The sequence below is a fragment of the Kitasatospora misakiensis genome, assembly GCF_042656005.1.
Taxonomy (GTDB): domain Bacteria; phylum Actinomycetota; class Actinomycetes; order Streptomycetales; family Streptomycetaceae; genus Kitasatospora; species Kitasatospora misakiensis.
The window spans coordinates 51839-72957 of record NZ_JBHSOF010000026.1 but is presented as its reverse complement, the minus strand read 5'-3'; the positions used below and the strand labels follow the sequence as shown (position 1 = coordinate 72957).

At 69.2% G+C, this 21119-nt stretch carries 18 protein-coding genes and 2 pseudogenes; 13 read left to right on the top strand and 7 right to left on the bottom strand.

All coding sequences use genetic code 11. The annotated features are described in order from the left end of the window. Positions 1 to 232 precede the first annotated feature (232 nt). Positions 233 to 1993 carry an arginine--tRNA ligase gene (gene argS / locus ACFP3U_RS20460; RefSeq protein ID WP_380227030.1) on the bottom strand — a complete coding sequence of 587 codons (1761 nt, stop codon included), beginning with the start codon at positions 1991 to 1993 and terminating at the stop codon, positions 233 to 235. 341 nt (positions 1994 to 2334) lie between these two features. Here argS and ACFP3U_RS20455 point away from each other — a divergent pair, with 341 nt between their 5' ends. The 8 genes from ACFP3U_RS20455 to ACFP3U_RS20420 are packed head-to-tail and all read left to right on the top strand — an operon-like array spanning position 2335 to position 12153. Further along, on the top strand, positions 2335 to 4137 hold the full coding sequence (locus tag ACFP3U_RS20455; RefSeq protein WP_380227029.1) for a hypothetical protein: 1803 nt from the start codon (positions 2335 to 2337) through the stop codon (positions 4135 to 4137). 47 nt (positions 4138 to 4184) lie between these two features. Continuing rightward, positions 4185 to 6200 (top strand): radical SAM protein, encoded by a 2016-nt coding sequence (locus ACFP3U_RS20450; protein WP_380227028.1) that lies wholly within the window; start codon positions 4185 to 4187, stop codon positions 6198 to 6200. 11 nt (positions 6201 to 6211) lie between these two features. Beyond that, entirely contained in the window at positions 6212 to 7411 is a 1200-nt protein-coding gene (locus ACFP3U_RS20445) for a glycosyltransferase (RefSeq protein WP_380227026.1), read from the top strand. Beyond that, complete coding sequence (locus ACFP3U_RS20440) at positions 7408 to 8451, top strand: radical SAM protein (protein WP_371517316.1); 1044 nt, start codon at positions 7408 to 7410, stop codon at positions 8449 to 8451. The genes ACFP3U_RS20445 and ACFP3U_RS20440 overlap by 4 nt, the downstream gene beginning before the upstream one ends. Continuing rightward, a complete protein-coding gene (locus tag ACFP3U_RS20435; RefSeq protein WP_380227025.1) occupies positions 8444 to 10096 on the top strand; it encodes a pyridoxal phosphate-dependent decarboxylase family protein in 1653 nt (550 codons plus the stop codon). The genes ACFP3U_RS20440 and ACFP3U_RS20435 overlap by 8 nt, the downstream gene beginning before the upstream one ends. A 5-nt stretch (positions 10097 to 10101) precedes the next feature. Further along, the gene (locus ACFP3U_RS20430) at positions 10102 to 10899 is read left to right on the top strand and encodes a hypothetical protein (protein WP_371517318.1); all 798 of its coding nucleotides are present in this window, start codon (positions 10102 to 10104) and stop codon (positions 10897 to 10899) included. After that, positions 10892 to 11626: a sulfotransferase family protein gene (locus ACFP3U_RS20425; protein ID WP_371517319.1), complete on the top strand. Its 735-nt coding sequence runs from the start codon at positions 10892 to 10894 to the stop codon at positions 11624 to 11626. Before ACFP3U_RS20430 ends, ACFP3U_RS20425 begins: the two co-directional genes overlap by 8 nt. Further along, positions 11623 to 12153, top strand: coding sequence for an adenylyl-sulfate kinase (locus ACFP3U_RS20420; protein ID WP_380227024.1), 531 nt, complete (start codon positions 11623 to 11625; stop codon positions 12151 to 12153). The genes ACFP3U_RS20425 and ACFP3U_RS20420 overlap by 4 nt, the downstream gene beginning before the upstream one ends. 7 nt (positions 12154 to 12160) lie before the next feature. Here ACFP3U_RS20420 and ACFP3U_RS20415 read toward each other — a convergent pair whose 3' ends face one another. After that, the gene (locus ACFP3U_RS20415) at positions 12161 to 13012 is read right to left on the bottom strand and encodes a methyltransferase domain-containing protein (RefSeq protein WP_380227023.1); all 852 of its coding nucleotides are present in this window, start codon (positions 13010 to 13012) and stop codon (positions 12161 to 12163) included. Positions 13013 to 13738: 726 nt separating this feature from the next. After that, positions 13739 to 13906: pseudogene (locus ACFP3U_RS20410) on the bottom strand (DUF255 domain-containing protein); the annotation flags it as partial. A 553-nt stretch (positions 13907 to 14459) separates the two neighbouring features. On the opposite strand from ACFP3U_RS20410, the gene ACFP3U_RS20405 reads away from it, so the two are divergent. The 5 genes from ACFP3U_RS20405 (at position 14460) to ACFP3U_RS20385 (ending at position 19243) form a co-directional block, all read left to right on the top strand. Further along, positions 14460 to 15731, top strand: a complete 1272-nt coding sequence (locus ACFP3U_RS20405) for a hypothetical protein (protein ID WP_380227022.1) — start codon at positions 14460 to 14462, stop codon at positions 15729 to 15731. Positions 15732 to 15761: 30 nt separating this feature from the next. Beyond that, positions 15762 to 16244, top strand: a complete 483-nt coding sequence (locus ACFP3U_RS20400) for a hypothetical protein (protein WP_380227021.1) — start codon at positions 15762 to 15764, stop codon at positions 16242 to 16244. Between the two features lie 51 nt (positions 16245 to 16295). Then, positions 16296 to 16772: a hypothetical protein gene (locus tag ACFP3U_RS20395; protein WP_380227020.1), complete on the top strand. Its 477-nt coding sequence runs from the start codon at positions 16296 to 16298 to the stop codon at positions 16770 to 16772. A gap of 70 nt (positions 16773 to 16842) precedes the next feature. After that, positions 16843 to 18930 (top strand): NHL repeat-containing protein, encoded by a 2088-nt coding sequence (locus tag ACFP3U_RS20390; protein WP_380227019.1) that lies wholly within the window; start codon positions 16843 to 16845, stop codon positions 18928 to 18930. Between the two features lie 94 nt (positions 18931 to 19024). Further along, a complete protein-coding gene (locus tag ACFP3U_RS20385; RefSeq protein ID WP_380227018.1) occupies positions 19025 to 19243 on the top strand; it encodes a hypothetical protein in 219 nt (72 codons plus the stop codon). Positions 19244 to 19386: 143 nt separating this feature from the next. On the opposite strand, the gene ACFP3U_RS20380 is transcribed toward ACFP3U_RS20385, so the two are convergent. From ACFP3U_RS20380 to mca, 4 genes and pseudogenes are all read right to left on the bottom strand, one after another. Beyond that, a complete protein-coding gene (locus ACFP3U_RS20380; protein WP_380227017.1) occupies positions 19387 to 19536 on the bottom strand; it encodes a hypothetical protein in 150 nt (49 codons plus the stop codon). Positions 19537 to 19593: 57 nt separating this feature from the next. Continuing rightward, positions 19594 to 19752 (bottom strand): annotated as a pseudogene (locus tag ACFP3U_RS20375) (DUF255 domain-containing protein); the annotation flags it as partial. A 43-nt stretch (positions 19753 to 19795) separates the two neighbouring features. Beyond that, complete coding sequence (locus ACFP3U_RS20370; RefSeq protein WP_380227016.1) at positions 19796 to 19987, bottom strand: hypothetical protein; 192 nt, start codon at positions 19985 to 19987, stop codon at positions 19796 to 19798. Positions 19988 to 20036: 49 nt separating this feature from the next. Then, a complete protein-coding gene (gene mca, locus ACFP3U_RS20365; RefSeq protein WP_380227015.1) occupies positions 20037 to 20942 on the bottom strand; it encodes a mycothiol conjugate amidase Mca in 906 nt (301 codons plus the stop codon). Positions 20943 to 21119 lie beyond the last annotated feature (177 nt).

Here is a 21119-nt window from a genome sequence, read left to right as displayed (position 1 = left end):
TCTGTTCGGATCAGCCACCGGCTGGCACCGGGGCGCGCTGTCGTTACGCGCCCGGGTGCCAGCCGCACGGTGGTGCATGAGTTGAGCCGGCAGGCGCTACAGGTTGACGAAGCGCGCCGCTACTGGGAGCGGCGCGCTTGTGCGACTGGGGCACGCGAGACTCTTGGGTGGCTGACCTGGGCCTGTCTGCCCAGCTCAGCCACTCCGCGTTCCACCGGCCCCGCCGAAGGAGTCACAACCTCTCGGGCGTGCCGATGCCGAGGAGGTCCACGCCCTGTCGGAGGGTCTGACCGGTGAGCTGGCAGAGCAGCAGGCGGGTCTCCATGACCTCGGGGCTGGGGGCCTTGAGGACGGGGCAGTGCTCGTAGAAGGTGGTGTACGCCGACGCCAGGTGGTGCAGGTAGGCGCAGAGCCGGTGGGGCTCGAACGTTCCGGTCACCTGAGTGATGGTGGCGCCGAACTCGTCGAGGAGGAGGCCGAGGGCGCGCTCGGCCGGCTCCAGGGCAAGGTCCTGGTGGGCGGTCGGGATGACGCCCTCGGGGGCTTTGCGCAGGATGGACTGGATGCGGGCGTAGGCGTACTGGAGGTAGGTGCCGGTGTCGCCGTTGAGGGAGACCATGCGGTCGGCGTCGAAGATGTAGTCGCGGGTACGGGAGGTCGAGAGGTCGGCGTACTTGACCGCGCCGATGCCGACCTGCTTGGCCCGGTCTTCGAGTTCCTCGGTGGCGAGCTGCGGGCTTTTCTCGGAGACGACGGTGCGGGCCCGGTCGACGGCTTCGTCGAGGAGGTCCATGAGGCGGACGGTCTCGCCGGAGCGGGTCTTGAAGGGCTTGCCGTCCTTGCCGAGGACCGTGCCGAAGCCGAGGTGCAGGGCGCGGACGCTGTCGGGGAGCCAGCCTGCGCGGCGGGCGGTTTCGAAGACCATCTGGAAGTGGAGGGCCTGGCGGCTGTCGACGACGTAGAGGAGTTGGTTGGCTCCGAGCAAGCCGACGCGGTCGCGGATGGCGGCGAGGTCGGTGGTGGCGTAGCCGTAGCCGCCGTCGCTCTTCTGGACGATGAGCGGGGTCGGCTCGCCGTTGGGGCCCTTGATGTCGTCGAAGAAGACACACAGGGCTCCGTCGGAGCGGACAGCGACACCGGAGGCTTCGAGGTCTGCGCAGACCTCGGCGAGCATGGGGTTGTAGTAGCTCTCGCCGATGGCGTCGGCGTCTTCGAGGAGGACGCCGAGGCGGGCGTAGACGGCCTCGAAGTACACCTTCGACTCGTCGACCATGCCCTGCCAGGAGGCGACGGTCTCCGGGTTGCCGGCCTGGAGGTCGACGACGCGCCGACGGGCCCGGTCGGCGAAGTCGGTGTCGCTGTCGAACTTGGCGCGCGACGCCTTATAGAGGCGGTTTAGGCGGGACATCGACGGGCCGGAGTCAGCGGCCTCGGTGTCGTCGCCGAGTTCGTCGTGGTGCTCGATCAGGTACTGGATGAGCATGCCGAACTGGGTGCCCCAGTCGCCGAGGTGGTTGCGCTTGATGACCTTCTCGCCGGTGAACTCCAGAGTACGCACCAGGGCGTCGCCGATGATCGTCGAGCGCAGGTGGCCGACGTGCATCTCCTTGGCGATGTTCGGCTGGCTGTAGTCGATCACCGTGACGCCAGGCTCGGCGGTGCTGCCGACACCGAGCCGGGTGTCCGCCGCACGGGCGGCCAGCCGCTCCAGGATCGCGGCATCCGTGACCGTGACGTTGACGAATCCGGGGCCGGAGACCTCCAGGCTCGCGATCACCTCGTCCGCAGCCAGGTGTTCCAGGACGCGCGTGGCCACCTCACGGGGGTTGGCCCGCAGAGGCTTGGCGAGACTCATGATCCCGTTGGCCTGGAAGTCGGCGCGGTCACTTCGTCGCAGCTGGGGGTCGCTGTCCGCTGCGTCGGGAAACGCGGTGGAGATCGCCTGAGCAAAGCGCTGCTGCACCGCGTCGGCGATGGAGAGGACCGTAGCCATAGAACGAAGGACCACTTCTGTGAGAGGGCGGATCCGCGGACGGGCCGCGGGAGTCGCACAGCAACCGCACCAGGTGGACGGTCGGCGCCGCACGCCGATTGTCCCATGCTCTCGCGGGCGAGAGGCCGATTAAGCGTAGCCGCCCGGCACGACATGACTCCCCAACAGCATTGATGAGTCGCAGAACTGAATGATCATCAGAAATTGGGAGCCACCGTTCCGCTTCGTGCGGCTCCATACAGACCGGAAGCCGGTGGCCGAATCCGCTAATTCGATCGAACACACGGTGACGGAGCGGCTACGGTGACACATCTGCGTGCGGCACTCGGGAGGGGAGTGAAGTGAGCAGAACGACAAGGGGTGCGCGTGGTTCGGGGGACCTCGCGGTCTCAGTTCGGCAGGCGCTCGACAGGGCGAGCGGCCGGGTCACCTTCGATGACACCGACTTCGTCGACATTGGCGGGCGGGTGCACCGGTTTCGCCACCGTGGGCGCGACCTGGTGGCGAAGCTCCGGCCTCTTGGGGCTGCGCGCTCGGAGCAGGAGCTGGCCGCTGAGTCCGCGCGTCGTCTGGGCGGGTTGACTGTCGACGGGTTCGGCGCCGTGGAGGTCTGTGTTCCCGAGCTGGTCCCACTGCCCGGCCAGGGTGCCGCACTGGTTTCCCCGTATCTGGGCAGGCGTTTATCGGCCGGGAACGGGGCGAACGGTCTGTCCGTTCCCGTTGTCGCCGACCTGCTGGTGGCCTTGCTGGACCGAGGGGTCGAGGCGTCGGGGTGTGTGCCGCGGAACATGTTCCGCCGGGTCGGGCGGACGGTCCTGATCGACTGGGAGGACGCGCTCCTGGTGCCGGCCGGAGCCACCCCCAACGAGCTGACCCTGATGAAGTGGGACATCGCCTGGTCCGACCTGCTCGGGCACGACCTCAAGCTGCGGGACCGAATCCCCACCTCGCTACCGGGCGAGCAGGCGGTGTTGGACGACTTCGAGACCGTCCTGGCGAGCTGGTTCGCCCGGGGCGCGCCCCACGTGGACGTCCGCCGCTACGGGATCGAGGTGACACTCGCGAGCGAACTCCCGCTGACGAGGGCCGGATCGGCAAGCGCCGCCGCTCTGGGGCACCTCGCCGAGGACGTCCTTCCCGCGAAGCTCGGCGTCTTCCACACCGTGCTGACCGCACACCTGCGCGAGCAGCGCGGTGAGGACGCCTATGCGTCCCTGCTCGGACAGTTGGACGCCCTGGCGACAGGCAGTCGACCGGCTGCTTTTCCACCAGATCTGGCCGCATTACGGCGGGCTTGGGTCCTGGCACTGTTCTCGGCCGCCGAGTCGATCCCTCCGGCCGGAGCCGTGTCGCTTGAGCAACTGGCCGAGCGAATAGGCCAATTGGCTCGCGTGAGCGGCTGGGACGCGGCATGCGAGCGGGCTATGGTGGCCGAGGAGATCGCCGGTCGCCTCGCCGACGTCGTCCTAACCGTCCTGCGGATCGAGGAGCTGGACCTGCTGTTGCGGGGTTCTTGCGCCCAGGGGGTACTGGGCCTCGGCAGCGACATCGACTTCGAGTTGAGCTCGGCAGCGTTCCCCTGCGGGCACAGGCCGGCGGAGGACCTGCTGATCGAGGCACTCACCTGCCTCGGGCTGGAGGCCGAGGGCTCCGCCGCGCGCCCGGTCGAGCACGACCTCGTCAACGCCGACGGCAACGCGAGCCGCGACCTTCACGAGTGGTTCGAGCTCCGTCGGCCAGGCTCCGCCGTTCACGACCCAGGTTGGGCGACGACAGTCCTGACACCGCCATCCGCTGAGACCATCGGCCGCCCGAGCCAGTACGAAGAGCAGGGCCGCGAGTACACCGCCAAGTACCTGTGGTTCGAATCCCGGGCCGCGCTGGCGCGCCTCGCGTCCACCGGCTCGGGCACGACGCGGATGCCGGTGACTGTGGAGCGGCAACTCGCCCTCCTCCCACAGGTGATCGGCGCCGAGGAGGCCGCGGAGCTGCGCGATCTCGTCCACGCCACGTTCGCCCTGCGGGAGACAGCCGACCCCGCCCACCCGGCCGGCGGGCAGGCCGACGCTGAGATCACCCGGCTCGCCGCCCGGCTGAACCTGTTCCGCCAGCGCCTGGGACTGCCCGGCCCGCAAAACCCGTAATTCCCGTACCGCCCCGATCCGCACCATCTCAACCCGAGAGGTCCACCGTGATCAGCGACGCGATTCCACTCTCCACCAGCGACCCCGCACACGTCTCCTTCGCGGACGGCTACGTCTTCCACGTCCTCGGCGGCCAGATCACCGCCCCGGGCGCGCCGTGCCCGTGCGGCGCACCGGAAGCGGTGCACCAGATCACGTCCTACCGCGAGGCGTACCCGCAGGCGCAGCTCTCCCTCACCGACTCCTGCAACATGGGCTGCACGTACTGCTCGTTCCGCGACCGGGTCCACGCCGACGGCAAGCCCGTGACGATTCCCCTGGAGACGGTGGTGCAGGGCCTCGCCACCCACCGCAAGCGGCTCGTCGAGGAGGACGCGCGGTACAGCCGCGTCGACTTCGGGCTCGCCGGCGAAACGATGCTGGTGCGGCACATGCACGAGGAGGTCCAGTCCCTGGTGGAGGAGGGCCTGGCAGACTCGCCGGTCAGCGTGGTGTGGGCCGGGCCGATGGTCACCAACGCGACGCTGTCGATGACGCCGGAGCTCGCCGACCGGCTCGGCCCGCCCCAGGACATCAGCCTCGACGGCCCGAAGGATGTCCACGACCGGGTCCGCTTCTACACCAACGGACGTGGTGGCACGTACGACCACGTGCGTCCGGTCCTGGACCGGGTGCTGGCCCGTTACCCCGACATGGGCGTCTCCGCGGTCCTGACCGCGTACTGCACCGACTTCACCATGATCTTCCGCCACCTCTTCGAGGACGTCGGCGCCCGCAACATCTACATGAAGCCGGTCAACGCCACCTACGACAAGGACTACGCGCTCAACGCCGCCACGCTGCCGGCCTTCCGCCAGGGCTACGCCGACCTCGTCGAGCACCTCCTCGCCCAGCCGCCGGAGGGCATCCTCGCCCGGTTGCTCGCCCTGAACTCCGAGGACTTCTTCATGCGGTTCTTCTACCGGGTGAAGGACCGCGCGGCGCAGGTCTACCGGTGCGGGGCGGGCAAGAGCGGCACCTACCTGGACACGAACGGCAACCTCTACCCCTGCGCGCACTTCATCGGGAAGTCCGGCTGGCACATCGGGCACGCCTCCACCGGCGTGGAGGACAGCGAACGCAGCCGGTACCTCGACCTGGTGGTCGACCAGCGTGACGGGTGCTCCACCTGCCCGTCGCGGTACGTGTGCGGTGGCGGCTGCTACTACCAGGCTGTGTTGGCGAACGGGGACATCACCCGGCCCGACGAGGTCAAGTGCGACCTGATCCGGTTCATCACCGACCTCGCGGTCCGCCTCGTCATCACGCTCCGCGAGAAGCACCCCGAGGTCCTCGACGCGCTCCCCGCCCCGTACGGGCTCACCAGCGAGGCGCTCGCCGCATCCCCCGAGGCCGACTACCTGCCAGCCGCCCGCCTCCTGGCGGATCCGGGCCACGACGAGGACTCGGCCATCCCGCTGGGCGGTCCTGGCCGGCTGCGGGGCGGCCTGGCGACTTCGGCTGGTCTGCGCGCCCGGCTCGCGCTCGACGACGACCAGCTGGCGGTCCGCCTCGACCTGGGCGACACCCCCGATGCCGTGCGCGCCGTGAGGGTTCGCCTGCAGCCGCTGGGGTCGGGTGGCTTTACCCTGCATGACCTCGCCGCCCAGCAGGGGCCGGGCGAGCACCAGTGGCGTGCCACGCGCGACGGCGCCAGGCGGCTCCATGCACCCACGGATCGCTTCCGCCGCGTCCCACACCCCGATCCCATCTGGGAGGACGCCGCCGACGTCGACCTCTTCTGGGAAGCGGAACAGGTGCGGCTCCGTTTGCCCTTGCCCGCACACGGCGAGACCGGGGCCGGGCTCGGGGTGAACGTGTTCGTGGACTTCGAGGACGGCGGCTGGACGGCGCTGACCCTGCACGAGCCGTTCGCGGTCCTCGACCGCTCCCGCACCGGAGTGCTGCGACTGTCCGGACCGGAGACTCCCGCTGGCCCGGAGGCTGCCGGTGTGAACGGGCGGATGCCCGCCGGTCTCACCCCGGTCGGCCGCTGGGCCGGTCTCCAGGGCAACACCTGCTGAGGGGCGGAGACTTGCGGATCCTTCTGACCACCCACCGATTCGCCGGCGACGACGCTGGCGGCACGGAGATCCTGGCCGACGACCTCGCCCGGGCGCTGACGGCCCGCGGCGTGCACGTCAGCTGGCTCGCGGCCGGCGAGCCACCGCCACCGCATCGTCGCACGGCCGACGAGTACCTGAGCCTGCCCGCTGCCCTCGGCAACGACTACCCCGTCGGCTGGCGTGCCCAGGAGATGGAACAGGCCCGCAGGGTCGAGCGACTGCTTGCCGCACGTCCTGCCGTGGACGTCGTGCATGTGCTGCACTTCAGCCGCATCGGCCTGGAGTTCCTCGACCTCCCGTCCCTGGCCGGGGTGCCGGTGGTCGCGACGCTGACCGACTACACCGCGATCTGCCCCGACCACCAGCTCGTCATCCGGGCCACCGGCACCCAGTGCACGGCGACAGCTCCCACCCGGAACTGCCTCGGATGCCTCAATGCCCCCGAGAACGCGCACGGCGACGTGGCCTCTTGGCGGGCGCGGAACATCGCCTGGCTGAACGACCGGGCCCGGGCCCTGTGGACGCAGACGCCGCACCAGGCCGCCGAGTTGGCGAAGGCCGGCGTCGACGTGGGCAAGGTCGTCCGCGACCGGGCCCGCTACGGACTGCCAGCCGTCTGGGCTCCGCTCGCCACCAGCGCAGGCGGCGGACGGTATCTGCTGTTCCTGGGCAGGTGCTCGCCCGAGAAGGGATTGCATCTCCTGCTCGACGCCTTCCGCCGTAGCTTCACCGACCTGCCGCTGGTGATCGCGACCGTGCCGGACGACACCGCCTACGAGGAGCGGATGCGCGCCGTCGCCGCGGCAGATCGACGGGTGCGCTGGCTTCTCCCGCACTCCCGTGCCGAGGTCGGTCTGGTGCTGGCCGACGCCCGGGCGCTGCTGGTGCCCTCGCAGTGGTGGGAGAACCACCCATTGGTGGCGTACGAGGCCCGGGCCCTGGGTGTCCCGGTGTGGTCCTCGGCCGTCCCGTCCATGCACCACCTCGCAGACGACCCCAGCGTCCACCTCGTCGAGGACTACCGCGATCCGGTCGCCTGGACCCGGGCGATCGACGCGGCATCCGAGAAACTGGCCCCTCGGGTACCGTCGTTCGACCGCAGGGTGGAGGAGTTCGCCCTGTTCGCCGACGAGACCGTCTCCGTCTACCGGAAGGCGGTGGCCGGGTGATACCCGAACACGCGCCGCAGATCACGGTGCCCGAGCGGTTCCGGAAGTTCCTCGTCACCGACGACTTCGACCGCTACGGCCTCACCCCCGGACAGCCCACCGCCATGCCGCAGTACCTGCAGGTGGAGCTCACCGACCTGTGCAACCTCGCGTGCGCCGGCTGCCTTCGGGCCGTGCACGAGAGCAGTGGTGGGCACCTGCCCTTGGAGGCGTTCGTCGCGCTCCTCGACCAGCTCCCCGACCTCGGCCACGTCTCCTTCGTCGGCGGTGGGGAGGCACTGATCGTCCGCGACTTCGCCGCCTACGTCCAGGCATGCACGGACCGCTCCGTGTTCACCTCGACGAACACCAACGGCCTGCTGGTGCGCCGCCGTCTCGAACCGGTCCTGGCTGCCGGGCTCGGACTGATCGCCATCAGCGTCGACGGCGCCGACGACGCCACGCTCGGGCGGATGCGCTCCGGGCTGCGCCTGACCCAGCTAAGCGCGGCTCTGCGCGAAGCGGTCGCACTGACCGAGGGACGGGAGACGGGACTGTCCGCGGCCGTGACGCTCTCGGCCGCGAACCTGGAACAGTTCCCGGCGATCGTCGACTTCGTCGCCGACCACGGCCTGGGGCGCGTCAGCGTGGAGAGCCTGCACCACTGGGGCGAGGACAAGAGCCTCAACACCGAGTCCCTGTTCGCCCTCCCCCCGTACGACGTCGTCCCGCACCTGGAGGCCGGCCTCACCCGGGCCGAGGAGCACGACCTGCAGCTGTCGATCTTCGACTACTCCCGCCTCACCTCCCCGGCCGCCGCGAACGCCGTATGTCCGTGGCCGTGGGACGCGAGCTACCTCACCAAGGACGGCGACGTCACGCCGTGCTGTGTCCACATGGAGTCCAGCCCGGGCAACGTGCTCGGCAACATCCACCAGACGCCGATGGCCGAGATCTGGACGGCGTCGCCGTACCAGTCGCTGCGGGACTCCTTCATCGAAGGCCCCGCCTGGTCCTCGTGCGAAGGCTGCGTGTATCGAATGGAGTTCGGACGTGCCTGACCCCCAACCGCCCGCCCTGCTGAGCAACCGTCCCCGGGACGACAGCCGGCGGATGCTGCACCAGGCGGTCGACCTCGGACTCGACTTCACCTCCGGTGAGCTGCGCGACCACCGCGTCCTGCGGCACGCGACGGTCGGCCAACTCATCGACCGCCTCGCCGGGCCGATCCCCCACACCGGGACCAGCGACGACCAGCTCATGGACTCCCTGGCCGAGATCGCCAGGTGGTCGATCTCCCAGGCCGACCCGCGCTACCTCGCGTTCCCTGACACCGGCGACAGCATCGCCGCCCTCGCCGCGGACATCGTCGCCACCTTCCTCAACCAGAACCTGATCGCCTTCGACCGCAGCGCGCCCGCCGCCAGCGTGATCGAAGCCCAGCTGATCATCTGGCTGCGGGAACTCATCGGCTACAAGGCCGCACCGCTCACCGCCTACCAGGGCCTCGCTTCGCTCGGCGGGATGTGGACCTCCGGCGGCAACATGAGCAACCACATCGCCATCGCCGCCGCCCTCGCCCACACCTACCCCGAAGTCCGCCACAGCGGCCTGCGCGCCATCCCCGAGCAGCCCGTGATCCTCCTCGCCGGCGGCGTCGAGCACTTCTCCTACCTCGCCGCCGCCCAAGCCCTCGGCCTCGGCACGGACGGACTCCTGTGGGCGGACGCCACCCCCGACTTCACCAGCGACCCCGCCTCGATCGCGGGCCTGCTGGCCTCACCGCCGCCCGGCAAGCGGATCTTCATGGTCGTCGGCGTCGCAGGGAACTGCCGCACCACCGGCATCGACGACCTGCAAGCGCTTGCCGACCTCTGCGCCCAGCACGGCGTCTGGTTCCACGTCGACGCCTGCCACGGCGGCAGCCTGCTGTTCTCCGAGAAGCTCAAGGTCCAGCTCGCCGGCATCGAACGCGCCGACTCCGTCGCCCTCGACCCGCACAAGGGCCTGTTCGTCTCCTACCCCTCCAGCTACGCGCTCTTCCGCGACCCGGCCGTGCTCGGTCACTTCGCCCGCTACCCGGACCGCGCCGACGACCCCGACTGCCTCGACCTCGGGCTGATCACCCCGTTCTACGGATCCCGCGGCTTCGAATCACTCAAGCTGTGGGCCCTGATGAAGCACCAGGGCACCGACGGCATCGGCCGGCTCGTAGAAGCCCGCCAGGCCACCTACCAGCGGATGGTCGACCTGCTGGAGCGCACCGGCAGCTTCCGCCTCCTCGGCACCTCCGACTTCTACCGGTGCGCCTTCGTCTTCCTCCCCGACCAGGTCGCCCACGCCCTCCAGGAGGCGTACAGCCGACCTGAACTCCACGGGGCGGTGCGCGCGCTCGTGTCCCGCTACACCGCGGCCTTCGCCGACCGCCTCTACCGCAGCGGCACCGTCGTCTTCGACCTCTTCGCCCTCCAGGACCTCGCCGACCGCATCGGACTCGGCACCACTGCCAAGTACCAGGTCATGGGCATGTGCGTGGGCCACCCCCACATCCCCGACGACATCGAGCGCGGAATCGAACGGGCCATCCTCGACCACTCCCGGGAACTCACCGCCGCCATGCTGACCGACGCCCACGCACTGCTCACCACAGCAGCCCCGCCAGACAGCGGCGCCGCGGCGGACGTGACCGGACCAGCAGGGTGGTGACCCCGGTGGCGTACCCGCCCGCGTTCACCATCGCCTACCTCGTCCATAGCGACGTCGAACTCCTGCGCCGCACCATCCCCGCCACCCTGGACGCCCTGTGCCGGGGCACCCGCCACCCCTACGACCTGGTCCTCGTCGTGGACGGCGCCGAGAGCGCCCCGATCGAAGAGATCACCGAACTCGCGCACTCCACCTGGGGATTCGACGAAGTGCGGCTGCGCTGGCGCACCCGCCACCGGGCCTCCGGCGACCAGGCCAACAACATCCACACCCACTTCGTCACCGACAAGAGCCGATTCCTGATCACCATTGAGGGCGACGTCGTCGCCTTCCGCGACCCCAGCGTCACCGACGTCCTCGCCGAGATCGCCGACACCTTCGACCGCTGCCCCCAGCTCGCCCTCGCTCAGCGCATCGACGACCACGACTGCTGGCAATGGAAACTCGAAGACGCCGGCCCCGTCCTCAACGCCGAGGCCCGCTCGGTCAACCGGGTCTCCTCCCACTTCCTGATCTACGACACCCACCGCGCGCGGCCCGTCATGGCCGCAGCTGGCGGCATCCCCGGCGACCGGTTCCACGACGACGGCCAGAGCTGGCTGAACTACGAGGACTGGCTCTCCCACACCTTCGCCCACCCCGCCGGGCCCGGCATCGGCTACCTGCACCAGCTCCCGCTGCGGATCTTCCACTGCGACGAGAAAACCGCCCCCGGCTCAGCCCACTACCGCCGCGACCTCGAAACCCGCCTGCGCGTCTTCGCCGAACGCGAGCACCAGGTGAAGAAGGAGTTCCGTGCCTGACCAGCGCCTCGTCCCCGCACCCGTCTTCATCCTCTCCCCGATCCGCTCCGGATCGACCCTGCTGCGCTGCCTGCTCGGCTCCCACCCCGACGTCCACGCCCCGCACGAACTCCACCTCGGCGGCCTCACCGTCACAGTCGACGACGAGTTCACCGACCTCGCCATGCGCACCCTCGACCTCGGCCGCCAGGACCTCGAACACCTCCTGTGGGACCGGCTGCTGCACCGCCAACTCACCGAAGCGGGCAAGACCGTGCTCGCCGAGAAGTCCCCCGGCAACGTCTTCATCTGGCAGCGCCTCACCGCCTGCTGGCCCGACGCCCGCTACATCATCCTGCGCCGCCACCCGGTGGCCATCGCCGACTCCATCCGCCGCGCCGGCGACGCCACCGACCTCGCCGAAGCCGCCGTCACCGTCGACAAGTTCGCCACCGCCCTCGACGAAGCCGCCGCCCACGTCCCCACCTCCGTCAGCGTCACTTACGAGCAGCTGACCGCTGAACCGGAAGTCACCTGCAAGACCCTGTGCGAGTACATCGGCATCCCCTGGGAGCCGGCCATGCTCGACTACGGCCGCCACGACCATGGCCCGTTCGTCTACGGCATCGGCGACTGGTCGCCCCAGATCGCCTCCGGCCGGATCCAGGACGCCACCCCGCCGCCCGAAGACGCAGACGTCCCCCCGTTGCTCAAGCACTGGTGCGAGAGGTGGGGCTACTCCGCGTGACGCACCCAGCAGCCTCCGCGGTCTTCTGGCTCATGGGCCTGCCGGCTTCCGGGAAGACCACCCTCGCCCGCCGACTCCTCGCCCACCTTCAACCCGAGCACCGCGACTGTGTCCTGTACGACGCCGACGAACAGCGCGCCACCGGCGTCCTGCGAGACCTCGGCTGGTCCCCGGAAGACCGCATCGCCACCATCGAGGCGCTCGCCCAGGCCGCCCTCCGGCACCCGATCAGCATCGTCACGCTCGTGACCTCCACGCCCGCAGAGCGGCAGCTGGCCGCAGATCTGCTCCGCGAACGACTCCACCTCATCCACGTCCGCGCACCCGAACAGCTCCGGCACGCCCGCGACGCCCTCCGACCCTCACCCGCCTACCGCGCCAACCCCGCACCCGACGCGCCCGAACTCTCCTGGACCGACCCTGAGCACCAGGTACTCACCCTGGACACCACAGCTCCGCTCGGGGTCTCGGAGAAGGCCATCTGCTCATTCGCCGACAACGTGCTCCGGGGCCGCGCCGTGCCATAGCCGTCCGTCACGCAGCGGCGGAACGCCCCGACGCCCAGCGGTCCTCATGCCCGGGCAGGACGCCATTCGGTGGAGCGGTGGCGCCGGCCAGGCACCCATCGCTTGGGCGCTCGGCGACCGCGATGAAGGCCAGCTCGGAGAAGAAGAACCCGCCCAGGCGATCGGCCTCCTGCACCGCCGCGTACCACTTCTCCACCTCAGCTGCAGTGACTGTGCCGCGACCATGCTTGTCCGCGGACAACAGCGCCTTTCGGATCTCTCCGATCCGGGCCTCCGCGTGTCCCGACAGCTCGGTCGACCACGTCAACAGCGGCTCGACGCTCACCAGCCTCAGTGCACTCCGCGCCAGCAGCAGCCCCAGCTTGCGGCCGATCCGCCCATCCGCGTGATCCATCCAGCCCTGCACGTCGTCCGCGAAAGCGTGACAGACCCGCCGATCAAGGTCCGCATCCGCGCCGGCGATCACCAGAGAATCGAAGTCGACGTGCGCAAGGACCACCCGCCCACCTGGCCGAAGAACCCGAGCAATCTCGACCAGCAGATGCTCCGGGTCCGGGAGGCACTCAACCGTGTTGTACGAGAGAACAGCGTCAGCACTCTCATCCCCGCACGGCAGCGGAGTCCGAAGATCTGCAGCGAGGGCCATCACCGAGCCGAGGTGACCATGGAGCTCCTGCTGAGCTTGCCTGAGGAACTCCGCAGACCTGTCTATCCCGATCAACGTGGCCTCGGGAGCCACACGGCTCAGCGCCAGCAGCGTCGGTCCGGCACCGCATCCCAGGTCGATGACCCGGCTGCTGGCCGTCGGAGCGGCGAGCTCGGCAAGCCGGTTGTGGATCGCTTCGGCGCTGTCCGACACAGCACGACCCCTCTCCCTGACCCGCGCTGGAGCCGAAGCGACAGCGCATCCGACGCATAGCTGCACAATATGTGACAAGTCGGATGGCGTCCTGTCGGGCAAAGACAGAACCTTCAGAGCGCGAGAGGGCTCGCAGATGGGCTGCCTCGGCGACATGGGCGGCCCCACTCGCGGTCGCGCAGGTCAAGATGACACCTGCGGGGAAAGCACGACGGAGGGCCGGCAATGACCTGGCCCCAAGCAGTGTTCGGATGATCCAGGAGGGGTGAGGTGGCGCAGGGGGTAGCGGCAACGCAATGGGGGACGCCGAAGGCGGTTGGGGGCAGGCGGATGGCGGGTGGCACTGCCATCGACCCGGTCGATGGCACCTTCGACGCCGTACCCAAGAACGCCACAACGGCAGGACAGGACCAGTCGGGCCGCTACAGGGCTACCGGCTCGAATCCCGGCCGATCCCCGTCCACCACGTGATGGCTCATGAGTGCAAATCAGCCAAGCAGGCGGAGGTGTGCGGGTCCCGCACTTGAGGTCGGGACTGTGTGAGAGGCTGTCTCGCACGGACAGGCGGGCTGGCGTGACCTCGCCTTATCTGCTTCAGCACGCCGAGAATCCGGCCGCCGGGCGGCCTTGGGGTCCGAGGCGTTCGAGGGGGCACCGCGGCGCAAAATACTCTTTCTGCCACCAGTCGATTACGCAGCGTGCCACTGGCACCAGCTGATGGGTCGTCAGAAGCGATAACCAATGGCAGGATGCGTACCCCACCGAGAGGAGGATGGGTACGTCCCGCCTTGCCGCTTCTGACATCGCCTCCTCTCCCCACTCCCACCAGTCCACAGGATTGGTGGCGTCCTGCTGGAGATACGGCGACTGGGCATGGACCAGTCGATTCACCATGACGGCAGTATCCCAGCCGCCCGGCACGCAACCGGGACTGATCCAGCGAACACGCCGAGAGGGTGGCCAAAACACTGCCGAGACGGCTGCCGCGGATCACAAAGGTGACTGACAGCCGAACCTCAGCTGGCGAAGCCGGAGTCGCTGGGCACGGAGGCGGCGATCTTGTTCACACCGACCAGCGCGCTGAACGTGGTGCCCGACTCGCTCCGGTTGGTGGTGGTGCCGGCGCCGCGCCCAGCAACCGCCGGGCACCGGCGCGGTCGGCCGCCTGTTCCGGCACGGCCTCGGCTGGCTCGCCAGGTCCCGCCACCGGGACGGCCAGCGACGGCGGGGCGCTATCGCGCGCCCGAATAAACGTTTCCGCATTCATGCCCCGAACTGTGGATTCACGCAGATCCGGACAGAAAAGACTTCAGCGACGGGGCAGGAGAACTCGCACTACATCTTTGACACGAGGCTGCGGTCGCGATATCTCTACGTACACGCTTGATTTCAAGTGGGCACAATTTCATCCCATACCGTTCGGCTGGCGCAACGGGAGAATGACTATATGGTAAATGTACGGACGGGCCGCCGGGCGAGAACGATCCTGCTGATCGCGCTCGCTCTCACGATCACCACCGTCACTCCCGCGTCCGCCGATGAGTCGCCCGACGACGACTACGCCGCGGGCGTCAATTCCGACCTGACTTTCGTCAATCCGTACAGCATCCCGTGCGACGGTGCACTGTATGCGGTGGCGCTGCCGTACCAGACCTGGCATTTCGAGCCGGTCGGGACGCCGAAGACCATTGACGACATCGGGATCGAGCGAACCCTGACCGTAGGGAAGAGCGAGAGCACCACGCAGACGGTCAGCTCGTCGACCACGGTCGGGTACAAGGTCGGAGCAAAACTGACCGGGAAGTTCAACGGCATCAGAAAGTGGTTCGCCAACCCCAGCAGCCCTGGCCCCGGACTGCCGGGCCCGGCCGCCGGTGCGGTCGTCGGTGCGGCCAGCCCGCCGGAGGCCAGGCAGCATCGTGACCCTGTCAATGGTGATGTCACCCCCTATGTCGACATCTCCGGGGAGTGGAGCCACACCTCGACCGAGACGGTGTCCGAGGCCAAGACCGTCGGGTGGTCCGAAAGTGATTCTTTCAAGATCACGCCGAAGAGGCGGATGACCGCAGCGGCCAAGTACCTCCGCCAGGAGTCGTTCTCCGATTTCTGGACGAAATCGCCGTCCGACGGCTGCAAGCCGATCAAGACCAACAAGTGGACGTATTCGGACATGGTCGCTTCCATGGGCTGGTATCTCGACTGCGGGGGGAAGCTGTGCCAGCCCGATGTCGACTACGTGGACGGAAGCAAGCCGAAGAGCCAGGCGCTCGTGGCGGAGCCGGTGGAGGAGAACGTCGACGGCCCGTCGACGGCCATCACCTATCCGTTGATCACCCGGAACGTGAACCTCGCCTACGAGGCCACGCGCGAGTGCAAGCAGAACCCGCCGTTCAAGAAGACCCTCTGCGCCTACCAGACGCCCAAGATGTGCACCGCCAAGACCGAGGGCACGTTGAAGAACTTCCCGCGCCGGGGGACCGAATGGGACTTCGTCTACTCGTGCCCGCAGCCCACCGGCCAGACGCCCGGTACGCCGAGGGCCTGGCGGCTGATGGGCACGGATGATTACGACGGGGGCACGCCGGGCTGGGATTTCGGCACCAAGTGGTCAAAATTCACCGAGGACAACGCCTCGCACCGGTGGTCAAACATCGCCTTCCACGGGGACGACATCTTCAAGGACAGCGCCAGCAAGATGTTCCTGATGCCGCTGTACTAGCAAGTCGCGAGCACTCGAAAAGGATTCTCCATGACCCATAAGCGAATTCCTCGCCTCGCCCTCCTCGCGCTGGCCGTCGCCGTGGCGGTTCCGGTATCTCTGGCGGAAAGCGATTTGGCGGGCGCGGCCGACCCGGTCGAGGCATCGTGCGCCGGTGCCAAGGTCGTGACGATGGACAGCAAGCGTCCCTTGACGATGACCGACGGGTCGGCCGCCTACGCCGTGAAGATGGTCCCCTACCTGAAGCACTGCGCCATCCTGGTCGGCTCCGTGCGCATCGGGGCGGGCAAGGGCGCGAACTACCAGGCAGATGTCTTCCCGTCCGAGTTCGGGGCACAGACCGGCGGATACGGAAAGGGTGACATCCAACGGAATCTGGAATTCAGCGTGATCGACCGCCCGACCGGCGGGGGAACGGGCATCGCCACCGAGCAGCAGGCGACCGCCTGCTATGACGCCAGCGCGGTCTGCCCGACCCCCGACACGCCGTGGACCGCCCTGAAGATCGAGTAGACCGTAGAACCGGTACGCGTGGAATCCAAATATCGAACAGGAAAGGCTGTCATGACGACTGTTGATGCGACGGACCAGATCACCCAGATCATGATCCTTGCCGAGGGAAGCGGCCTGCAGAAAGGGTGGAAGAAGCTCACGCAAAATCTGAACCACGGCACGGAGGGACGGCCGCTGCGGATTGCCTATGAGATGAAGACCGGAAGCGGAATCACGAATATCCTCGTCGTCGTCAAGGACGGCTGGATCGGCAAAAACATGCGCGACTACGAGATTCTCGAAGACGCCAACCTGAACCTGGGGAACAAAGGCGCCCCGCTGACGTTCGCGGTCACCGTGCACGACCGAGAGGGGACGGGAAAGGGGATCACCGAACTCCACGTGCAGGTCACGGCACTGGACCCCAACGGACCGGTAGGTGATCGATGGCACAAGCTCAACGCAGACCTGAATCTGGGCGCGCCCGACGCGACCGACCCGACGAAGCCCGCCAAGCCGATCTACCTCTGGTACCGGCTCGCCCCCTGACCCGAAGCGAGCGACCGGCCGCGCAACTCCACGCGGCCGCCCATCCTGCCCGGAGAGGAACGGCACCCGCATGACGCCAGGAAGAGTGACCGTCATGGCCGGCGGCGGCACCAAGGACGAGGACGGATCGCCCGCCACAGAGGCGCTGCTGTGGGACGCCACGGGCATCGCCGTGGACGGCGCCGGTACCACGCTCTACATCGCGCAGTACCGCACCGGGCGGGTGCGGGTGGTCTCGAACGGCGTCATCCGGACGCTGGCTGGCGGTGGCGAGCAGGACGGGGACGGCGCGGCCGGCGCCCGGTCGCGGCTGTACGGGCCGCTCTGGGTCGCCTGTGACCAGTCAGGCCGGGTCTTCGTCTCCGAACTGGGCCGGGGTCGGGTGCGCATGGTGGAGGCTGGTGGGGCCATCACGGACGTGGCCGGACGAGCGCCCCAGGGCGTCGCGGCGGACAGTCCGGGCAACCTGTACATCGCCGACTGGAGCCCCGGAAGCCTACTCAAGGTGGCCCCGCCCCCGGGCGGGAAGGTCTCCGACGCCGCCACCGGCCTGCTGTGCCCCCGCGGTGTGGCCGCCAACTCCACCGGGGACGTCTACTTCACCGACGAGACCGACCACCTGGTGCGGAAGCTGTCCGCCACCGGCAGCCTCGCCGTCGTCGCCGGCGGCGGCACTGCGTACCGGGACGGCGACCTCGCCACCAGGTCCGCCCTGGAGAACCCCACCGGCCTCGGGCTCGACGCCTGGGGCAACCTCTACATCTCCGAGGGCACGGCCGGCCGGGTCCGCCGGGTCGGCGCCGACGGGATCATCACCACCGTGGTCCGCAGCACTGCGGCCGACGGCACGTCCCCGACCGCCGAGCCGGGCCTGCTGGCGCACTTCCGCCCCTTCGGCCTGGCGGTCGACGGGGACGGCAACCTCTACGTCTCCGACACCGGGGCGGGCCGGGTCCTCTGTGTGGAAGCCGCACACCGGATTCCCGTTCCCGACCCCGGGGCGACCGACCTGTATCCGGAACTGGTCAGCCCTGTCACGGTGCCTCGTGGCAAGGTCTTCGACCTGGGCGCCCGGCTGCGCAACCGCGGACCCGCGACCGTGGACGGGGCCCGTGTCAAGGCGGCCCTGGTCCTCCCGGAGGGCCTGGTCTCCGACGGGAAGACCACCACCCGCCGCTGCGAGCGAACCTTCCCGGGGCAGTCGCTCAAGCCTCACCAGGGCTTTCTGGACGCCGTATTCAAAATCCACGCCGAGCCGTCGGCACGCGCCGACACCTACATCGCCCGGCTGACCGTCGACCACGGGGGCGAAAAGGAGAGCCACTGGCTCCCGGTCACCGTCAGCACGCCCGTGTGCGACGCGACCGAACTCGCTCTGACGGTGTACCAGGTGAACATCCCGGACACCAGACCGGGCGGCGACACCGCGTTCCGCATCGAACTCGTCGGGCGGGCCTTCCAGGCCGTCGTCCCCGGCCCCATCGACCAGACCTTCACCGCCCCCTCCGGGTTCGTCTTCACCGACTCCCCGGCGACCTTCGGGTACTACGGGGCGCCCGGCCACGTCGCGCCCGGGCTGCTGAAGACGCGGCTCCTGGACGGTGGACGCGTCCTGACCGTGACCGGAAACCCGCACGTGAACAGCGCCCCCAACGGCTCCGACCGCAGCCCGCTGATCTACACCCTGCCCGCCCGGGCCCTGGGCGACGCGGCACCCGGCACCAGCACGGACGGGCGCGCCCGAATCGGCCGCCTCGGGCCGGTGCCGCTGGCGGGCAGCATCGGACCGTCCGGGCAGACGGCGGTCGCCCATCTCCACACCTACCCCGACGAGGCCGGACAGTCGGCCCGCAGCGGGCAGATCTTCCCCAGAACACTGCACGTCAGGGCCCTGGACGGGAAGAATCCCGGCTACGCCGTGCCCGGGGCACTGATCCGGCTGACCGTGCTCGCACCGAACCTGACGGGCAGTACGTTCCTTCCGGCGACCGGCCCGAAGGACTACGTCGAGGTGCGCACCGGACCGGACGGCGTCGCCACGGCGCCGGACCTGCTGGCCGGCCGGATGCCCGGTGACGTGGTCGTCTACGTCACCGCCCCGGAAACCCCCGAGGCGGAGGCCAGGACCGTCAAGCTCACCGTGACGGTCGGCGCCTGAGACGCGCGGACAGCGGCCGTGTCGCGTCCGCACATGGCCGTCATTGGCCCGGACCGCAAACGTCGTAGCCGGACCGAACTTCGGCCTCGGCCCGGTGGATGACTTCGTGGTGGCGCATCCCGATGACCCCGGCGGCTACCTGATCGCCATCGACGGCGAAGTGGCGGCCCGGCCTCGGGAGGACGCGGCGACGGTGCCGGAAGAGCACGGCTTCGTGGTTGCGGCCGACGCTCGCGACGACGCCAGGACCGATCACGGCTGGATGCAGGTTGCTGCCGCACTGTGGACTGCTCCGTGTCAGCCCACCGCTTGACCCTAGCGGCTAGACGCCCTCCGGGCTGACTGAGCCCGGCTCTGCCGATCTTCTTGTCAACCGGTGTGGTGCCGTGCACGTCGGCCGGTCGGTCCACGCGCACGGCACCACTCCTGTGGGCCGCGATCTGCGGTCTCGTGCCCCTACTCGTCGGCAGCGACGGCCGAGGTGCTGCCCTCCAAGCGCTGGCGGATGCTGGCGTACTTCTCGGGCCCCCACTCGGGCGAGGCGGCTAGTTCGGCCTCCACCCAGGCGTCTATGTTCTTCCCCAGTTCCTCATCGTACGTGTCCATGCGCTTACCCCTTGGCAACGCCCCAGGTCAGGACTACCTGGTTGTGTTAAGTCATTGGCACCAGTGACACGCCGCGTACCCCACACTCAGCAACACCGGCACCCCCCGCCGCGCCGCCTCCGCGAACGCCGCGGGGCCCCACGGCCACCAGTCGACCGGGTTCTCGGCGTGCTGCTGCAGGTACGGCGACGTCGCGTTGGCGAGGCGGTTCGGCATGCCCCCATCCTTGCGCATCGGCGCGGCGGACGGGGGTTTGGCCTCACTCCTTCGGGGCCTCCGGCTCCTCGGTGAAGTCGACCTTCTTGAACTGCCGGTTCATCGACTTGACCAGGAACCAGGTGGCCACGCCGAGGGCGGCGAAGACGATGAAGCCCAGCAGGCCGGGGGTGACCTTGGCGTCGTCGACGGCGAGGTCGGCGGCGAGGTGGGTGAGGTTCACGGGGGCGCTCATATCTCTATGGTGGCCCGGCTCACGTGGAGCCGGGCCGTCGGGGGGTGCTTCAGTCCCGCGTGTCGGCCGACTCGGCCGTCAGGCTGGGGGTGCGCAGGCCGGCGAACAGGTCGTCCTCCGGCAGGTCCGTGTCGACCAGGGTACGGGCGAGTTCGTAGTCCTCGGTGGGCCACACCTCGCGCTGGACCTCCAGCGGAACGCGGAACCACGGGCCGTCCGGGTCGATCTGGGTGGCGTGCGCGATCAGCGCGCGGTCCCGGGTCTCGAACCAGTCGTCGCAGCGGACCCGGGTGGTGATCTCGCGCTCCGCGCGGCCGCTCTTCTCCCAGCCGGCGATCCACTCGCCGTAGGGGGAGTCGTGGCCGTTCTCGGTGAGGTACTTGTGCAGGGCGCGGATCCGGCCCATCGGGAAGCCGTGGTTGTAGTACAGCTTCAGCGGCTGCCAGGGGTCGCCGGCGTCGGGGTACGCGTCGGGGTCGCCGGCGGCGTCGAAGGCCAGCATGGTGATCTTGTGGGTCATGATGTGGTCGGGGTGCGGGTAGCCGCCGTTCTCGTCGTAGGTCGTGATGACCTGCGGCTTGAACTCCCGGATCAGGCGGACCAGCGGTTCGGCCGCCGCCTCGACCTCCTCGAGGGCGAAGCAGCCCTCGGGCAGCGGGGGCAGCGGGTCGCCCTCCGGCAGGCCCGAGTCCACGTAGCCCAGCCAGGCCTGCTTGATCCCGAGGATCGCGCGGGCCTCGTCCATCTCCTTGCGCCGGACCTCGTGGATGTTCTCCTCGATCTCCGGCTTGCCCTGCAGCTTCGGGTTGAGGACCGACCCGCGTTCCCCCCCGGTGCAGGTGGCCACCAGCACGTCCACCCCCTGGTCGACGTACATGGCCATGGTCGCCGCGCCCTTGCTGGACTCGTCGTCCGGGTGTGCGTGCACCGCCATCAGTCGCAACTGCTCAGTCAACGCGTGCGTTCCTTCCACAAATGTCCGGGCGTCCCGGGCAATCCGGTCTGCCCACCGTCCGAGCCGCTCTGGGGCCGCGTCACCGCGGGACCGGCCGCCGTGCCCAGCGCCGACACGGCCGAGCCCCGCCCCCGCCGGACCGGCCGCGGGCGTGCCCCTCCTATAGTGACGGACTGG